Raw genomic sequence first — 16,443 nt, 5'->3', positions numbered from 1 at the left:
TATCTATACAAAAATTATAATTTTTTATATAATTAGGCTATGAAATACGCACATCTTATCCAAATAGCCAGTTTTTTATCAAATTTCAAAAAGATAAACGATATAAAGCGAGTTGGCGATATGCTTTTATGCATAAGCTTTGACTCACAAAATATCTTTTTTGACCTTGCAAAATCAGGCTCAGCAATATATAAAAATGACGACTTTAAAGAGATTAAAATTTATAACGCACCATTTGATAACATACTAGCCAAAAGATTTAAAAGCTCTAAAATTCTAGACATAAAATGCCTTGAAAATAACAGAATTTTAAAAATCACTACCAAATTTGACGGATCATACAAAAGCCTTACTTCAAACCTCTATCTTGAATTTACAGGACGCTTTACAAACGCTATAATAACCGATGAAAACGGCTTGATACTAGAAGCTTTGCGTCACATAGATAATAATCTAAGAACAATAAAACCAAACCATAAACTAAAAGAGCTAGAAAGCATAGAGATAAAAGAGAAAAAAACCGAGCCGATAGCCGATATAAACGAGTTTTTAAAAGATGAGTTTAATCGTATAAATAGCCAAAATTTAGCAAACCTAAAAGAGATTAAAATCACGCAAATACAAAAAAAATTAGACGCCCTAAATGCAAACCTTAATGCCCTTGAAAATGAATCTGAGCTAAACCAGCAAAGTGAAATTTTAAGGCAAAAAGCTAGTGTTTTACTTGCAAATTTGAGCAATCTTAAAGAATTTGAGCGTGATTTTAGACTGCTTGACTTTAATGGACAAGATATTAGATTTACTCTTGAAGATAGCCCAAAAAATAGTGCAAATAGCTTTTTTCTTAAGGCAAAAAAGCTCACGCAAAAGGCACTTGGTGTAAATTTAGAGCGAGAGAATTTAAACGAAAAGATCAAATTTTACTCAAATTTACAAACGATGCTTAAAAAAGCACTCAGCATAAGCGAACTACAAATTTTATATCCAAAGGTAAAAAATCAAAAATTTGATAAAAGTGAGAGCGAAAATATCAAAAATTTCTATATAAAAGAGTTTAAAATTTCAATCGGACGCAATGAAAATGGCAACATAGAGTTGCTTAAAAATGCCAAAAAAGACGATATTTGGCTTCATCTAAAAGATCTGCCAAGTCCTCACGTGATAATAAAATCAAACAAGCTAAAAATAGATGATGAAATTTTAAACTTTGGTGCAAAATTATGCCTAAATTTTAGCAACGTAAAAGCAGGAAAATACGAGATAGATTACACAAAACGCAAAAATATCAAAGTTCAAAACGGTGCAAATGTAAACTATGTAGATTTTAAGACGATAATACTCACAAAGGAGTAAAAATGGAGCTTACACCAATAGGCAATGCAAATTTCATAAACCAAAACGCACCAGTCGCCTCTACGACTCACGCAAATTATCAGGCGAGATTTGACCTGCAAAACGCTATGGCTGCACAAATAGCAAGTGATGAAAATATCCAGGTAACAGAGCTTCGTCCAACCGAAGAAACATATAAGATCGATCTAGAAAATGAGCATGAAAAGCAAAAAAACGACGAGGAGCAATCAGAGCAAAATCATCACAAAATGGCTAGTAGCAACGATGACGAGCAAGATGAGCAGATATCGCAAGTTGAGCCACACTCTCATATCGATATAAAAATATAAGCAAATTTTAGATAAAATCGCGGAAATTTCTTAAGGACGATACAATGAAACAACGCATAATAACCGGCGTAGCTATGCTAGTTGCACTACTAGCGGTATTTTACATAAATAGCTATCTTTTAAATTTCTTTATCCTTGGCGTGGTGCTTACATTTGCATTTTTAGAATCGCTAAAACTATATCAAATAGAGCAAAAAAGCCTAGTATTTATCGCACTTGCGTTTTATACTCTAACACTTTTTACAAATCCTATTTTCATAGCACTTGTAGCAATACTCATCGTTGCTTCGGTTATAGCTCACATTAAGAGCGAAAATTTAAAAGCAGTCGTGCCATTTGTATATCCTACAACACCTATATTTCTTATTTGGATGTTATATTCAGAATACGGCATAGGCTACCTTGCGTGGCTATTTTTAATCGTCATAGCAAGCGATAGTGGGGCATATTTTGTAGGTAAATTCTTTGGAAAACGCCCATTTAGTCCAAGTTCGCCAAACAAAACCCTTGAAGGCGTATTTGGTGGTGTGGCAGCTGGAACGATAGTGGGGACGATTTTTGGAAATTTTATTATCGAAGGCTTTACTCAAATCATTTGTGCTAGTTTCTTAGTCGCTCTGTTTGGTGTTTGGGGCGATCTGTTTGAAAGCTACTTAAAACGCCTAGTAGATGTCAAAGATAGCGGAAATTTATTCCCTGGTCACGGTGGTATGTTAGATAGGATAGATGGGTATTTATTTGGCGTTATAGCCCTACTTTGGACACTATCGTGGTAATACTAGGCTCAACGGGTAGCATTGGCACAAACGCTCTTGAAATTTGCAAACAGCACAATATACAGGTTGAAGCACTAAGTTGCGGATCTAATGTCGATCTTTTAAACGAGCAAATTTTAAAATTTAATCCAAAATTTGTCTGCATATCAGATCCGGCATTAAAATCAAAAGTGCTTCACAAATGGGTATTTGTGGGCGATGAAATTTCAGATATGTTAGAGCTTTGTAAGAGCCAAAAGGTAGTTAATGCCATAGTTGGATTTGCTGGATTAAGGGCGTCACTTAAGACGAAAAAACTTGGCAAAACCCTAGCTTTGGCAAACAAAGAGAGTCTTGTCGTAGGCGGTAAGTTTTTAAAAACCGATGAAATTTTACCAATCGATAGTGAGCATTTTGGACTAAAGTTTTTACTGCAAAACAAAACTAAAATTTCAAAACTCATCATCACGGCTTCAGGTGGAGCGTTTTATAAAACTCCAAAAGAAGCCCTAAAAAACGTCACTCCAAAAGAAGCCCTAAAACATCCAAACTGGAGTATGGGTGCAAAAATCACAATAGATAGCGCAAGTATGGCAAATAAGCTATTTGAGATTATGGAGGCTTACTGGCTTTATGGCACAAAAAATATAGATGCTATAATCGAGCCAACTTCGATGATACACGCTTTAATAGAATTTATAGATGGTTCGACTACTGCACACTTTAGCAGGGCAGATATGAAGTTAGCTATCGCTCACGCAGTGCTTGAAAATGTAGATGAAAATGTAGTAAAACCGCTTAATTTATTAGAGCTTTCGCAGATAAAATTTCATCAAATTGATACAGAAAAATACCCTATTTTCTCGCTAAAAGATGAGCTTTTAAACTCGCCTGATATGGGCGTTGTGGTAAATGCTGCAAATGAAGTAATGGTGGCTAAATTTTTAAAAAATGAGTGTGGGTTTTTAGATATTTCAAATGCAATTTTAAAGGCATTTAATAAATTTAGCTCTATAAAAATTTCATCTAGCGACGAAATTTTCGAGATTGATAAAGAGGTTAGAAAATATACAAAGGAGATAGATGCAAAAATATGACGGATACCATTTTAGACTAAAAGATAGCGTTATAGGGGTTCAATTTTTATTTGTCGCTTTTGGGGCGTTAGTGCTTGTGCCTATGCTAACTGGGCTTGACGCAAATGTCGCGTTATTTACCGCTGGTATTGGAACACTTGCCTTTCAGCTCATAAACAAAAAAAATATACCGCCAATCTTTTTAGCAAGTTCTTTTGCTTTTATTACTCCACTTGCATTTAGCATAAAAGAGTGGGGAGTGGCTGCGACTATGGGCGGAGTTGTAGCGGCTGGACTTTTGTATGCATTTTTAAGCATTCTTATTAGATTAAAAGGCGATGGTTTTATACATAAAATTTTACCGCCGGTAGTAGTTGGTCCAGTTATTATGACAATAGGGCTTATCCTCTCTCCAGCAGCTGTAAATATGGCTACACAAGCAGGAGATCACTACACAAGGGCTCAAGCTATGGGCGTAGCCTTTGTATCACTTTTAGTTACAATATTTATAATGATGGCTGGACGCGGAATTTTTAGACTCATTCCTATACTTTTTGGAATTTTTGTAGGTTATGTCATATCTATTTTCATAGGGATTGTGGATTTTACGCCGATTGCCAAGGCTAGTTGGATTGCTATACCAAATTTCGTAGCACCAAAATTTGAACTAGCCGCCATACTTTATATGGTTCCAATAGCCCTAGCTCCAGCGATTGAGCATATAGGTGATATGCTTACTATATCACACGTTGCAAAAGAGGATTTTTTAAAAAATCCAGGTCTTAAAAACACACTACTTGGCGACGGTATAGCAACAAGCCTTGCAGGGCTATTTGGCGGACCACCTAATACTACATACTCTGAAGTTACAGGTGCTGTTAATATCACAAAAGCGTATAACCCAGCCATAATGACGTGGGCTGCGATATCTGCTATATTACTAGCATTTGTGGGAAAGCTTGGAGCATTTTTAAGCACGATACCTACACCAGTTATCGGTGGCATAATGCTTTTACTCTTTGGCGTTATCGCGACCGTTGGTATGCAAATGCTAGTAAGAAACTCAGTAGATTTAAGCGAACCAAAAAATATGATAATTGTAGCTTTAATCTTTGTATCGGCAATAGGCGGTATGTCAATAGACCTTGATGTTGTGAAATTTTCAGGCATAGGACTTGGTGCGATAGTTGGAATAATCCTAAACTTAACCCTGCCAGAATTTAAGCGTTACGACCAGCAGTAAAGGAAAAAAATTGCGTATATTAGTCATATTTTTCACTCTATCTCTTGCCCTTTTTGGTGTTGACGAGCTAGAATATACTCTATATAAAAAAGGCATACCAAATCAAAATACTATGCTCATAATAGGTGGCATACAAGGCGATGAGCCGGGCGGGTTTTTAGCCGCTAGTATCGTCGCTACTGAGTATAATATAACAAAAGGTAGCGTATGGGTCGTGCCAAATTTAAATTTCAAGTCCATAATCGAGCGAAGCAGAGGCACAAAGGGCGATATGAACCGCAAATTTGCTCACATCGACCCAAACGATCCAGACTACAAAGCGGTTACTGATATAAAAAAACTTATAACAGATAGCAACGTTACTTTAATTCTAAATTTACACGACGGAAGCGGATATTACAGAGATAAATTTATAAATAAAGATCAAAATCCAAACAAATGGGGTAATACTTGCATTATCGATCAAGCCTTTTTAAAAAATGCCAGTTATCCGGATTTAGACACCCTAGCAAACCGCGTTAAAAACAAGATAAACGAGCGACTAATAGATAAAATTCACACCTACCACGTAAAAAACACAAAGACAGCCGAGGGCGATAAAGATATGCTTCGTTCGCTTACTTATTTTGCTGTCACTCAAGGCAAGAGTGCATTTGCAAACGAAGCTAGTAAAAATTTAAACGTCGAGTCGCGAACCTACTATCATCTACTAGCGATAGAAGAGTATATGAACTCCGCTGGTATTGAGTTTTCTAGGAATTTTGAGTTAACTCCAAAAAGCATAAAAAGCGTGATAGAAAAGGATATAAGACTTAGCTTTTTTGATGATTTTTTTGCATTGGGGCTTAAAGGATTAAGATCAAACATCTCATACGTACCATTAAAAGATACAAAATTACAATACAGCTCAGATAATCCTCTAGTAGCCGTCATAAAAACAAAAAATGGGTATGAGGTAAGATACGGCAACCGACTAGCTACTAAAATCACACCTCAGTTTTTTGAATACTCAAACAAAAAAGTAACACCAAGCATTGTCGTTGATGGCGTAGCACAAAACGTAAAAAGCGGACAAAAGGTGCTTGTAAAAGATAAATTTCTAGTGCAAAAACAAGACAACATAAGAGTAAACATTATAGGATATAGTGCAAAATCGCAAAATGAAGCAGACATTAGCGTTTCACGCTCTTTGTTTGATAAAAATTACAGCATAGATAAAGCTGGTAGAATTTTTAGAGTTGAGTTTTATGAAACGAGTGCTTCAAAGGATAAATTTGCAGGTATGATACTTGTGGAGTTTAGATGATACTTGGCATTGAAAGCAGTTGTGACGATAGTTCGGTCGCACTTTTAAGGATAGATGACTTAGCACAGATACTGCATAAAAAAATATCTCAAGAAGAAGCTCACAGCGTTTATGGTGGCGTAGTGCCTGAACTTGCCGCTAGACTTCACACTCAAGCACTTCCAGCACTGCTAAACGATATAAAACCATACTTTAAACAGATAAAAGCGATAGCCATTACAAACGAACCAGGTCTTAGCGTGAGCCTAATAGGTGGCGTAAGTATGGCAAAAGCCCTTAGTATCTCGCTAAAAATTCCACTAATTGCCATAAATCATCTAGTTGGGCATATCTACTCACTATTTTTGAGTAATGAGATAGCTTTACCGCTTGGAATTTTGCTAGTAAGTGGCGGACACACGATGGTTCTTGATATAGATGAAAATAAAAACATTAGTATCATCGCAAAAACGACCGATGACAGCTTTGGCGAGAGCTTTGATAAGACTGCTAAGATGATGGGGCTTGGATATCCTGGTGGACAGATTATTAGCAACTACGCAAGAGAGTGCAAAGATAAAGATAGATTTAGTTTTACCATACCGCTACTTGGAGATAAACGCCTTGAATACAGCTTTTCAGGACTTAAAAATCAAGTCAGACTGCAAATCCAAAGCCTTGAAAATTTAACCCAAAAAGATATAAGCGACATATCTTTTGCCTTTGAAAAAACAGCTTGTGCTCACATAATGGATAAACTAAAACGCATTTTTAATGAGCGTAAATTTAAACGCTTTGGCGTAGTTGGTGGAGCCAGTGCAAACCCAGTTTTAAGAGATAGTTTAAAAGATCTATGCGAAAATAGCAACTGCGAACTACTCCTAGCACCGCTTGAGTTTTGCTCAGATAACGCTATGATGATAGCTCGTGCAGGACGGGAGAAATTTCTAAACGGTGAGTTTACCTGCTACAAAGATTTAAAAATTTCCCCAAAAACTAGTGAGTTAAAGCTCTAAGCCCTTGCCTAGCATAAACAGCCTTACTGCTTGATTTGCAACGCGTTTTAAATTTTCACTTGCAACGCCCTTTTTCATAGCGTTTTCAAGGCTTGTCGGCTCATTTTGGATACTAAAAAACGCATCTATTCCTGCGTCGTTACAGCCACTAGCACACTCGCTTACACTCCCTGCTAACGCTATGACTGGTTTTGAGTATTTTTTGGCTAGTTTTGATATGCCAGTTGGTGTCTTGCCCATTGAACTTTGAAAGTCAAGTCTGCCCTCACCAGTGATGATAAGATCAGCACGTTTTATCTCATCCTCAAGCCCTATCTCTTCGGTGATAATCTCGATCCCTGGCTTTAGCTTGGCATTTAAAAAGCTTATAAATCCATACCCAAGACCGCCAGCAGCCCCAGCGCCCTTGAGTCCCCAGTATACCTTGCCTGTTTGAGTTTCTACCACACTAGCAAAGCTAATAAGCCCAACATCAAGCTGTTTTATCATATCCCTATCAGCACCCTTTTGTGCCCCGTAAACATACGCCGCACCATTCTTGCCAAATAGCGGATTATCAACATCACAAGCTATTAAAAACTCGCACTCGCTAAGCTCTTTTAAAGCATTTGAGTCTGAAAATTTTGAGATTTTTACCAAATTTTCGCCATTTGGCTCTAGTAAATTTCCCTCTTCGTCAAAGAACTCAAACCCAAGCGCACTAAGCATACCAACTCCAGCGTCGTTTGTAGCACTACCACCTATACCGATAATAAATTTCCTAGCACCGTTATCTATCGCGTCCTTTATCATAAGTCCAAAGCCATATGTGCTGGTTTTTAGTGGATTTCGCTCACTCTTTTCAAGCAACGTAAGCCCAGAAGCCGACGCCATTTCCATAATGGCAAGTTCTCCAGCCATAGCATAACGAGCCAAAATTTTAACACCAAGCGGATTTTGCGTGATTATATCTACGTATCTGCCCTTTAACGCGTCAGCCAAAGCCTCGACACTACCCTCTCCGCCGTCAGCCACGGGCTTTACGACGATATCATCGCAAAGCTCTTTTATGCCCTCTTTTATAGCATTACCAGCTTCAAGCGAACTAAGAGAGCCCTTAAAAGAGTCTATGGCTACTAAAATTCTCATAGCAACACCAATGAAAGCACAAATACACTTATCATACCAACCACACCCATTATAAATGTCATCATAGTTTGGGTTTTATATCCTTGTTGTGGGTTCATACCGCTAAAATTTGTAACAACCCAGTAGTAGCTGTCATTTGCGTGAGAAACACACATTGCCCCAGCAGCTATCGCCATAACGCAAAGCACACCTGCTATTTGCGTTGTAAGCCCAAGAGCACTCATCAAAGAATCCCCAGCACTAAACATACCCATTATAGAAGCCGTGGTAACTATAGCAACGGTTGAGCTACCCTGAGCTGTTTTAAGTATAGCAGAGATGATAAAAGGAAAGAAAATTCCAGCAGAACTTATAATGTGTGCATTTTGCTTGATATACTCGACAAATCCAGCCTCTGTAATGACCTTACCAAGCACACCACCAGCAGCAGTTATAAATAGTATCGGACCCACAACCTTTAGCGTTTCGTTTGTAATGTGATTAAACGTATCTAGTTTGTTTGTAGAAGCTAGTAAAATCACAGCAAAAATAGCACCGACAGCAAGAGCGATGATAGGGTTTCCTAAAAACACCAAAAGTGTGCCAAAGCCACCGCCTATACCTGCGACTTTAGCCACAGAGCCAAGCGCCATAAATACAATAGGCATAAGTATCGGTGCAATGCTTAAAAATCCGCTAGGCAAAACCCCATACTCGCGTATAAGCTCCTCATAACTCTTTTGTGTGCTATCATCATCGTCTAAAACAACCTCTTTGCCTATAAATTTAGAAAATATATAAACAGCTATAAGAACAGGCACGGATACCACAGCACCCATTACTATGACTAGTAGCAAATTTGAATCCACCCCAATAGCACCAGCAGCAGCTATCGGTCCAGGAGTTGGTGGTATAAACACGTGAGAAGCATAAAGACCGCCACTAAGCCCAACTGCCATACCCACAGGATTTGCAGCTATTTTTTTACGTAAAGCACGACGTATTGGATCAAGCACGACAAAACCACTATCGCAAAAGACTGGTATCCCCACTATCCAGCCCATTATAAGCATAGCAAGTTCTGGTCTTTTTGAGCCAACTGCGTTTACTACCATATCGGCAAGTTTGAGTGCCGCGCCCGTTTTTTCAAGCACCATTCCGATAAGTGCTCCAAATATGATAACAATACCAATGCTCTTAAACGTCCCGCTAAAGCCGTCACCTATCATAGCAGGTATCCTTGTAGGGCTTATACCAGCCACTAAAGCAAGTACTAATGATACGCTCATAAGTGCTAAAAACGGATGAACCTTAAGCTTTGATATCATATATATCATCAAGCCAACAGCAATGACAAAAGCCACAATAAGACTAACGCCACTCATTTTTTCTCCTTTTAATAAAAATACTCTTAAAAATATTAGCGTATTTTCTCTTAAAAATTATATTTTATTATTTGTTAGAGTGAGGTATAAAAACTCGCTATCTTGCTTATAAATTTCAAAGCCAAATTTTTTATATAAATCAATAGCTGCTTTATTTTGTATATAGGCTGTTGCATTTAGGCTTTTTACACACAAAACACAAAATGCATAATCCAAAATCGCAATCATAAGCGTATCACCCTGACCTTTTAACCCTGGATTTGCATAAACACCAAATTCACAAGAAGCGTTCGTAATATTTATAAAGCTAATCACACCTAAAAAAGTGTCACTATTTTTAACTAGAAAATACCTTTTTGTAGCATCATTTTTAAGGGATTTTAAAAATTTTAGATGACTTTTAAGACTAATGCTCTTTGTTTTCATGAATTTAAAAACTCTCTCATCATTTCGCCATTTAAAAACCATAATCTTTTGCTCTTTTAAAAGCTCGGTAAAATTTATAAGTTTATACATTTCTTAGCTTTGATGATTTATCATAAAAAGCTTCTTAGCAAACTCAAAATCATCTGGCGTATCAATATCGCAAACCAAATTACGTGGCAACACAAAAGCCCGTGAATACGGAGCAAACATCGCTTTATTATCAAGCCATGCCTTGCGTTTGCCAAAATAAAACTGCCCAGCATCGTGATAGGCACGCTCTAAATCCTGTGAGCGAACATTTTCAAACTCTGGATGAAACATTTTCACATACGAATTTTCATCAAGCTTAAATGCTCTTTGTATCGCAAAACTAAACTCGGTCGCTGAGAATAAAAATTCACAAGAAACAGCCTTAAACTGAGCATAAGCCTGAACTAAAATATCAGGCGTTAAAAGCGGAGCAGTCGCATAAAGACAGCAAATCTCGCTAAATTCATCGCCCATTTTAACAATCGCATCACGCACTACATCAGAACTAGTGGCAAAATCATCACTAAGTTTAGCTTCACGTAAAAAAGGCACTTTTGCTCCGTATTTAACGGCAACTTCGGCTATTTTTTCATCATCTGTGCTAACGATAACATCATCAAAAATAGCCGAATTTAGTGCATTTTTAATACTATAAGCAATGAGTGGCATACCACAAAAATCCTTGATATTTTTATGCGGTATTCGCTTACTACCGCCCCTTGCTGGTATCACGCAAAGTCGCATTTTACGCCTTTTTTGAAAATTTGGTTAAAATTTCAAGCACATTTTTTGCCACAAACTTAGCGTCCGCTTCACTCATACCTTGATGACAAGGCAGACTAAGCTCTCTTGCGTAAAAATTTTCAGCATTTTTAAGGCTTAAAGTGCCGTATTTTTGGCTATAAAAGCTAAATTTATAAGTTGGTTTATAATGCACTTGAACGCCAACGCCATTTTCGTGAAGCTCTTTAAAAATTTCACGCTTAAATTTAGCTAATTTTTCATCTAAAAGCACAGGATAAAGGTGTCTTGAACTCTTAAATTTTGGTTTTATTAATGTGAAAAACTTACAATCTTTAAAATACTCATCGTAAAAAAGAGCCACTTTTTCACGCACAGCTATCATCTCATCAAGCCTTTTTAGCTGAGAAATTCCCAAAGCACAAGCGACATCGCTAAGTCGGTAGTTAAAGCCTAGCACGCTCATATCGCTGTCCCAAAGCTCGGTTTTAGTAATGCCGTGAGAGCGATACAGCCTTGCAAGACGTGCGAATTCATCGCTATTTGTAGCGATAGCACCACCTTCAAAGGTCGTAATTGGCTTAATAGCGTGAAAGCTAAAAATGCTAATATCAGCGTGATTGCCAACCTTTATGCCATCAAATTCGCTCCCAAGTGCGTGAGAAGCGTCATCTAGTAAAAAAATGCCGTGCCTTTTTGCTATCTCTTTTAGCTTTGTAATCTCAACCGAGTTGCCACCAAAATCAACAGCCGTTATCACTTTTGTGTGTTTTGTAATGATATTTTCTATCAATTTTTCATCAATATTGCCATCCATTTTAATATCGCAAAACTTAACATCAGCACCACACATTAACGCCGCATTTGCAGTGGCTGCAAAGGTTAATGGCGTAGTTATAACCTCATCGCCACTCTTAACACCAAAAATCAAATACGCCACGTGAAGTGCCGAAGTAGCCGAGTTCATCACTACCACGTGCTTTATACCCGTGTAGTCTTGCAACGCCTTTTCAAACTCGCTAACCTTATCGCCACCTGTTAAAAAATCGCCCCTTAAAGCATTGCAAACTGCCTTTATATCGTCATCTGTTATCTGTTGCCTACTATAAGGTATCATAAATCTCCAATCATCTCTAAAAGCCCGTCTTTATCAAGCCAAATTTTGTTTTTATCAGAGCTGTATTCAAAATCAAAAGCGACTTTTACGCCTTTTTCGCCTAGCATATTTTTTGAAAAATCATTGCCAATGTTTGTAAATTTTATCGAGGGCGAGATGACAAAATGATCGCTAAATTCGTAGGTTAAGTGCGCGTCGTCCTTGCTAATCATCGCTTCGTGCATCTTTTCGCCAGGACGAATTCCTATGATTTTTATGCCTAAATTTGGTGCTAATGCTTTGGCTAAATCTAGCATCGTCATTGAAGGAATTTTTGGGATAAAAATCTCGCCACCGCTCATGCGCTCAAAGTTTTTAAGCACGAAATTTACGCCTTGTTCTAGCGTTATCCAAAACCTTGTCATATCAGGGTGCGTAATAGGCAGTTCACTTACACCCTCACTAATTAAGCGTTTAAAAAGTGGCACGACCGAGCCACGAGAACCGACGACATTGCCATATCTTACCACCGCAAAGCGCGTTTTTTTCGTGCCTGAGATGTTATTTGCCGCGACAAAAAGCTTATCGCTTGCTAGTTTTGTTGCGCCGTATAAATTTACTGGGTTGCAAGCCTTGTCAGTTGATAGTGCGATAACCTTGCTAACGCCGTTTTCTAAGGCTGCGTTGATGACATTTGAGGCACCATTTATGTTGGTTTTTATGCACTCCATTGGGTTGTATTCAGCGATTGGGACGTGCTTCATTGCGGCTGCGTGAATTACGTAATCAACGCCGTTCATCGCCGTTTTTAAGCGGTCTTCATCACGCACATTACCGATGAAATACCGCATAACTGGGGCGTTAAACACTTGAGCCATTTCGTATTGTTTTAGCTCATCTCGTGAGTAGATGATTAGCCGTTTTGGTTTGTATTTTTTTAGTAAAATTTCTGTGTATTTTTTGCCAAAACTACCAGTTCCGCCAGTAATTAAGATCGATTTATTATTAAACATAAAAGCCCCCTAATGTGTTATTTTATATAAAATAAGCAAATTTTATACTAAAAAGGGTAAATGTAGATATTAAAATTTTGGCATGTTGTATTTAAATATCGATAGAATTTTAATAACTTGATTTTTCTCATCTATTTTATAAGACACCACATAACCTTTAAAAATCAAATCACGAATATTTTTATCATTTAATATTGCATTTTTGCGAAATCGATACGGCATAAATGGTATTTGTTCTATTTTACTACGTAATTCTTTAGTAAAATTATCCGCCCTTGATACACTATCTAGTGCAATAAATTCTCTAATTCTAGCCAACGCCTCAATAAAATCATCTTTATATATTATTACCACGCAAAGCCTCTTTGGTGCATTTTGGCTTGAAATTCCTCCGCACTTATATACTCTATCTCGCCACGGTTATCTTTTTGTACTATCTGCCTTAGTATATCTGCGTCGGCTTCGCTGATGTAGCCCTGGTCATAGTCTATGTATTCGACTTTTACTTGTGGAGTTAGTTGCCTTATCTCATCTATTGCATTTTGTAAAATTTTTCTTATTTGGGGTGTTTCATCTGTTATTATCATCGTTCCTGTCATATTAACTCCTAAGAATTCTACTGATGTTTAGGTTTTGTGGTTAGTAGTTTATAGCCAACATAAAGTGATAAAATCGCCGTTATTGCCAGTATCAATGCCTGTCCACTCTCGTTCATAGCCCTATCGTAGCATTTAATGACTTAATTTTTTATAAACGAAAGGCTCTATTATATAGTATAATTATATGGTAATTATGGAGTATATAAATGACTTATCTCTGCAAGAAAAGCAACTACAAACGAAAAGGCACAATATGAGGAGCAGTTATGAAAAAAGAAATTGATTTTTCAAAAGGCATTAGAAATCCTTATGTAGATAAGAGCCTAAAAAGGCAAATAACGATAAATTTAAACGGCAAGGTTATTGATTATTTCAAAGAAATGGCAGATAAAAAAGGAGTGCCGTACCAAACCCTTATCAACATTTTTTTAAACGATTGCGTTGATAAAAAGCTAGATATTGCGGTTGTGGGAGCATAATTTTTTGATAACTTGATCTTTCTCGTCTATTTTACTACGTAATTCTTTAGTAAAATTATCCGCGCTTATATACTATCTTTTTGTGCTATCTCTTTTAGTATATCTGCGTCGGCTTCGCTGATGTAGTATTTAATAATTTCACGCATACTTTACTACACTATAAAAAACAACACAAAAGGCAAAAATTATACAAGTTGCTAAAAACACTGAAGCCATTTTACTTTCTCTCCTTTAAATTTGTTAGTTCTTTTATTTTTTCTCTTATCTTTTTAAATAACAAAGATATGATAGCCGACAAAACAACTATAGCTACACCAACCAATAAAATATCTGCAATCTGTGCTTTCTGCCTAATCGTTACTATCCAGCCAACCACGCCAAATAGAGCCGTTAAGAAAAATATAATCAACGACTTTAAAAAATCAATATCAGCCTTCAAGCCTTCATTTTTACTCACGAAATTCCTTTTTGGTTGATTATAACAAATTTAAATAAAAAAAGGGTTTAGGAGAACCTAAACCCTCGTTTAACACATTTGCAGAAGACGCGTTTTAAGTACTCGCGGAGACTAAACTACTGAAGTAGTTTAAGTACGTTTTGCTGAACGCTGTTAGCTTGACTCATAGCATAACTACCTGACTGAGCAAGTATGTTAAACTTAGAGAAGTTAGCAGACTCAGCAGCAAAGTCTACGTCGCGGATTTGTGACTCGGCAGCCTTTACATTTACCTGAGTTACAGTTATGTTGTTGATAGTTACTAGTAGCTGATTTTGTACAGAACCTAGGTCAGAGCGGATCTGATCAAGGGTTACCTGAGCTGACTCAGCTATATCCATAACAGCCATAGCGCCACGCAGAGTCATAACACCAGCTGATTGAGCTACTGTTAGAGCTCCAGTCATTCTTTGAAAGCCCATAGCTGTAGCTAGTTTGCCCTCTATCTGTCCACGCACATCCCTTAGAGATACTGATTGAGATCCACCACCATTGTCACTAAATGTGCTATCAGAAATTACTGCATCAGCACTGATTTTTATATCACGACCATCTAGGCGAACTAGGTTTAGACGACCAACAAAAGCCGAAAGACCTTTATTGCCACCTAGACCAGCAGAGATTTCGCCACCACTTATCACCATAGCTCTACCAGAACGGCTTGTTAGAACCATTCTACCCTCTGTATCTACAGAGGCCTCAACGCCTGTTTGATCTTTTACAGCGTTAATGGCATTTACTAAAGCACCGTTTCCATCATTTTTCTGAACTTCAAGGTCGCCGATTTTAACGCCATTAATAGTAAGAGATTTAATTGTACCGCCACTAATGGCCCCACTTGCTATCCAAGTTACATCAAAACTAGCACGAACACCAGTTTTATCAGAAACCTTGTTGATATTTTCAGCTAAAGCACCCACACCCTTGCCAAGACCTGAAGAGATAACAGCTGAAGCGACTTTTACGTCATTTACGCCGTCAACGTTTAGGAATTTAAGATTAACCTCAGCCATACCAGTAAGCAATCTTGAGCTCTCAAAACGAGTTAGACCTATCTTATCAGATGTGGTAGCACCAATACTTGCCTTGATAGACTGGTTAGAGTATGCGCCTACTTGGAATTCTTTGTTTGAGAATGTTCCGTTTAGCAGTTGCTGTCCGTTAAATGAAGTTGTGTTACCGATGTTATCTAGTTGCTCCATTAAGCGAACGATATCAGCCTGAAGTGCTTGACGTGAACGTGTAGTTTGTCCGTCTTGGGCTGACTGAGTAGCCTTAGTCTTAATAGTGTTAAGAATCTTTAACTGCTCGTCCATAGCCTTGTCAGCTGTCTGGATGATACCCACTGCGTCGTTTGCGTTTGCGATAGCTTGACCTAGCGCACTTGCTTGTGAACGAAGACTATCTGCGATAGCCAAACCTGATGCATCTTCTGCCGCGGTTGTAATTCTAAGGCCTGAGCTTAGCTTTTGCAAAGAGCCTGAAATGTCTCTGTTGTTGCCTACAGCGTTAGCGTGAGAATTCATCGCGTTGATGTTTGTGTTAATACGGAAACTCATTTTAAATCCTTTTAAGTTTATTTAGTAACCTTTCCTTTGGCTACTTAAAAACCATATCGGATATTTGTGAAAAAAGTTTATAGGATTTAGAGAAATTTTGTAAAATTAAATTTGTGATATAATTTTGGGAGTAAAAGGGGTAAAAAATGTCAAAACTAGATGAAGCAAAAGAGAGATTGGGGATTTTAAAATTTTGGCTTGGCATTGTTATGGGTTCGCTTCTTGCAAACATAGCGTGGTTGGCTACGAACTACAATAAGGCTGAGGGGCTGATTGTCATTGGTTCTGTTTTATCGATAGTGTTTTTGACAGTCGCTTTTGTGATTATAAATAAAAAAATTGAGAAGAAATTAAAAGAGATTGGGGATTTGTGATGATGACTTACTTCGTTTTTTTCGTGATTGTGTTTGGATTTGGTGCGATAGCGTATATGGGTATTAAAACAGCCAGGGAAG

General features: G+C 37.5%; 19 protein-coding genes. 9 read left to right on the top strand and 10 right to left on the bottom strand.

Features of this window, described 5'->3' with window-relative positions:
* Positions 1-39 precede the first annotated feature (39 nt).
* From CMCT_RS01125 to tsaD, 7 genes are read left to right on the top strand one after another with little or no spacing between them, the layout of a single operon-like run.
* Positions 40-1,353: an NFACT family protein gene (locus CMCT_RS01125; protein WP_034969023.1), complete on the top strand. Its 1,314-nt coding sequence runs from the start codon at positions 40-42 to the stop codon at positions 1,351-1,353.
* Positions 1,354-1,355: 2 nt separating this feature from the next.
* Positions 1,356-1,682, top strand: coding sequence for a hypothetical protein (locus CMCT_RS01120; protein WP_034969021.1), 327 nt, complete (start codon positions 1,356-1,358; stop codon positions 1,680-1,682).
* A gap of 44 nt (positions 1,683-1,726) precedes the next feature.
* Positions 1,727-2,458, top strand: a complete 732-nt coding sequence (locus CMCT_RS01115) for a phosphatidate cytidylyltransferase (RefSeq protein ID WP_034969018.1) — start codon at positions 1,727-1,729, stop codon at positions 2,456-2,458.
* Positions 2,440-3,534, top strand: coding sequence for a 1-deoxy-D-xylulose-5-phosphate reductoisomerase (gene dxr, locus CMCT_RS01110; RefSeq protein ID WP_244948654.1), 1,095 nt, complete (start codon positions 2,440-2,442; stop codon positions 3,532-3,534). Before CMCT_RS01115 ends, dxr begins: the two co-directional genes overlap by 19 nt.
* Positions 3,521-4,756 (top strand): uracil-xanthine permease family protein, encoded by a 1,236-nt coding sequence (locus CMCT_RS01105; protein WP_171993313.1) that lies wholly within the window; start codon positions 3,521-3,523, stop codon positions 4,754-4,756. The genes dxr and CMCT_RS01105 overlap by 14 nt, the downstream gene beginning before the upstream one ends.
* Positions 4,757-4,766: 10 nt before the next feature.
* Entirely contained in the window at positions 4,767-6,062 is a 1,296-nt protein-coding gene (locus CMCT_RS01100; protein ID WP_034969015.1) for a M99 family carboxypeptidase catalytic domain-containing protein, read from the top strand.
* Positions 6,059-7,057 carry a tRNA (adenosine(37)-N6)-threonylcarbamoyltransferase complex transferase subunit TsaD gene (gene tsaD / locus CMCT_RS01095; protein ID WP_034969012.1) on the top strand — a complete coding sequence of 333 codons (999 nt, stop codon included), beginning with the start codon at positions 6,059-6,061 and terminating at the stop codon, positions 7,055-7,057. The genes CMCT_RS01100 and tsaD overlap by 4 nt, the downstream gene beginning before the upstream one ends.
* Here the strand turns inward: tsaD and CMCT_RS01090 are convergent.
* The 8 genes from CMCT_RS01090 to CMCT_RS01055 form a co-directional block, all read right to left on the bottom strand.
* A complete protein-coding gene (locus CMCT_RS01090; RefSeq protein WP_034969010.1) occupies positions 7,046-8,185 on the bottom strand; it encodes a glycerate kinase family protein in 1,140 nt (379 codons plus the stop codon). The two genes, tsaD and CMCT_RS01090, sit on opposite strands and share 12 nt — an antisense overlap.
* On the bottom strand, positions 8,182-9,549 hold the full coding sequence (locus CMCT_RS01085; RefSeq protein ID WP_176324974.1) for a GntP family permease: 1,368 nt from the start codon (positions 9,547-9,549) through the stop codon (positions 8,182-8,184). Before CMCT_RS01085 ends, CMCT_RS01090 begins: the two co-directional genes overlap by 4 nt.
* Before the next feature lie 57 nt (positions 9,550-9,606).
* Entirely contained in the window at positions 9,607-10,065 is a 459-nt protein-coding gene (gene pseH / locus CMCT_RS01080; protein ID WP_034969008.1) for a UDP-4-amino-4,6-dideoxy-N-acetyl-beta-L-altrosamine N-acetyltransferase, read from the bottom strand.
* A gap of 3 nt (positions 10,066-10,068) precedes the next feature.
* Positions 10,069-10,749 carry a pseudaminic acid cytidylyltransferase gene (gene pseF / locus CMCT_RS01075; RefSeq protein ID WP_034969006.1) on the bottom strand — a complete coding sequence of 227 codons (681 nt, stop codon included), beginning with the start codon at positions 10,747-10,749 and terminating at the stop codon, positions 10,069-10,071.
* A 1-nt stretch (position 10,750) separates the two neighbouring features.
* Positions 10,751-11,863, bottom strand: coding sequence for a UDP-4-amino-4,6-dideoxy-N-acetyl-beta-L-altrosamine transaminase (gene pseC / locus CMCT_RS01070; protein WP_034969004.1), 1,113 nt, complete (start codon positions 11,861-11,863; stop codon positions 10,751-10,753).
* Entirely contained in the window at positions 11,860-12,855 is a 996-nt protein-coding gene (pseB, locus tag CMCT_RS01065) for a UDP-N-acetylglucosamine 4,6-dehydratase (inverting) (RefSeq protein ID WP_034969001.1), read from the bottom strand. Before pseB ends, pseC begins: the two co-directional genes overlap by 4 nt.
* Before the next feature lie 69 nt (positions 12,856-12,924).
* Entirely contained in the window at positions 12,925-13,209 is a 285-nt protein-coding gene (locus CMCT_RS01060) for a type II toxin-antitoxin system RelE/ParE family toxin (RefSeq protein WP_034968998.1), read from the bottom strand.
* A complete protein-coding gene (locus CMCT_RS01055) occupies positions 13,203-13,454 on the bottom strand; it encodes a hypothetical protein (protein WP_034968996.1) in 252 nt (83 codons plus the stop codon). Before CMCT_RS01055 ends, CMCT_RS01060 begins: the two co-directional genes overlap by 7 nt.
* Positions 13,455-13,720: 266 nt before the next feature.
* Between CMCT_RS01055 and CMCT_RS01050 the strand changes: the two genes are divergently transcribed.
* On the top strand, positions 13,721-13,933 hold the full coding sequence (locus tag CMCT_RS01050) for an antitoxin (protein WP_034968994.1): 213 nt from the start codon (positions 13,721-13,723) through the stop codon (positions 13,931-13,933).
* Positions 13,934-14,150: 217 nt separating this feature from the next.
* Here the strand turns inward: CMCT_RS01050 and CMCT_RS01045 are convergent, their stop codons facing one another.
* Both CMCT_RS01045 and CMCT_RS01040 read right to left on the bottom strand, forming a co-directional pair.
* Complete coding sequence (locus CMCT_RS01045) at positions 14,151-14,390, bottom strand: hypothetical protein (protein WP_034968991.1); 240 nt, start codon at positions 14,388-14,390, stop codon at positions 14,151-14,153.
* 116 nt (positions 14,391-14,506) lie between these two features.
* Complete coding sequence (locus CMCT_RS01040; protein WP_176324973.1) at positions 14,507-15,988, bottom strand: flagellin B; 1,482 nt, start codon at positions 15,986-15,988, stop codon at positions 14,507-14,509.
* Between the two features lie 146 nt (positions 15,989-16,134).
* Here CMCT_RS01040 and CMCT_RS01035 point away from each other — a divergent pair, with 146 nt between their 5' ends.
* Positions 16,135-16,362 carry a hypothetical protein gene (locus tag CMCT_RS01035; protein WP_034968990.1) on the top strand — a complete coding sequence of 76 codons (228 nt, stop codon included), beginning with the start codon at positions 16,135-16,137 and terminating at the stop codon, positions 16,360-16,362.
* Positions 16,363-16,443 lie beyond the last annotated feature (81 nt).

The organism is Campylobacter mucosalis (assembly GCF_013372205.1).
Classification (GTDB): domain Bacteria; phylum Campylobacterota; class Campylobacteria; order Campylobacterales; family Campylobacteraceae; genus Campylobacter_A; species Campylobacter_A mucosalis.
The sequence above is the reverse complement of the archived record's forward strand: the minus strand, read 5'-3'. Positions and strand labels throughout refer to the sequence as shown.

What these genes read in the sequence shown, in the direction of transcription:
- CMCT_RS01125 (WP_034969023.1), top strand. Translation starts at nt 40, where the DNA reads ATGAAATACGCACATCTTATCCAAATAGCCAGTTTTTTATCAAATTTC.
- CMCT_RS01120 (WP_034969021.1), top strand. Translation starts at nt 1,356, where the DNA reads ATGGAGCTTACACCAATAGGCAATGCAAATTTCATAAACCAAAACGCA.
- CMCT_RS01115 (WP_034969018.1), top strand. Translation starts at nt 1,727, where the DNA reads ATGAAACAACGCATAATAACCGGCGTAGCTATGCTAGTTGCACTACTA.
- CMCT_RS01105 (WP_171993313.1), top strand. Translation starts at nt 3,521, where the DNA reads ATGCAAAAATATGACGGATACCATTTTAGACTAAAAGATAGCGTTATA.
- tsaD (WP_034969012.1), top strand. Translation starts at nt 6,059, where the DNA reads ATGATACTTGGCATTGAAAGCAGTTGTGACGATAGTTCGGTCGCACTT.
- CMCT_RS01090 (WP_034969010.1), bottom strand. Translation starts at nt 8,185, where the DNA reads ATGAGAATTTTAGTAGCCATAGACTCTTTTAAGGGCTCTCTTAGTTCG.
- CMCT_RS01085 (WP_176324974.1), bottom strand. Translation starts at nt 9,549, where the DNA reads ATGAGTGGCGTTAGTCTTATTGTGGCTTTTGTCATTGCTGTTGGCTTG.
- pseH (WP_034969008.1), bottom strand. Translation starts at nt 10,065, where the DNA reads ATGTATAAACTTATAAATTTTACCGAGCTTTTAAAAGAGCAAAAGATT.
- pseF (WP_034969006.1), bottom strand. Translation starts at nt 10,749, where the DNA reads ATGCGACTTTGCGTGATACCAGCAAGGGGCGGTAGTAAGCGAATACCG.
- pseC (WP_034969004.1), bottom strand. Translation starts at nt 11,863, where the DNA reads ATGATACCTTATAGTAGGCAACAGATAACAGATGACGATATAAAGGCA.
- pseB (WP_034969001.1), bottom strand. Translation starts at nt 12,855, where the DNA reads ATGTTTAATAATAAATCGATCTTAATTACTGGCGGAACTGGTAGTTTT.
- CMCT_RS01055 (WP_034968996.1), bottom strand. Translation starts at nt 13,454, where the DNA reads ATGACAGGAACGATGATAATAACAGATGAAACACCCCAAATAAGAAAA.
- CMCT_RS01050 (WP_034968994.1), top strand. Translation starts at nt 13,721, where the DNA reads ATGAAAAAAGAAATTGATTTTTCAAAAGGCATTAGAAATCCTTATGTA.
- CMCT_RS01040 (WP_176324973.1), bottom strand. Translation starts at nt 15,988, where the DNA reads ATGAGTTTCCGTATTAACACAAACATCAACGCGATGAATTCTCACGCT.
- CMCT_RS01035 (WP_034968990.1), top strand. Translation starts at nt 16,135, where the DNA reads ATGTCAAAACTAGATGAAGCAAAAGAGAGATTGGGGATTTTAAAATTT.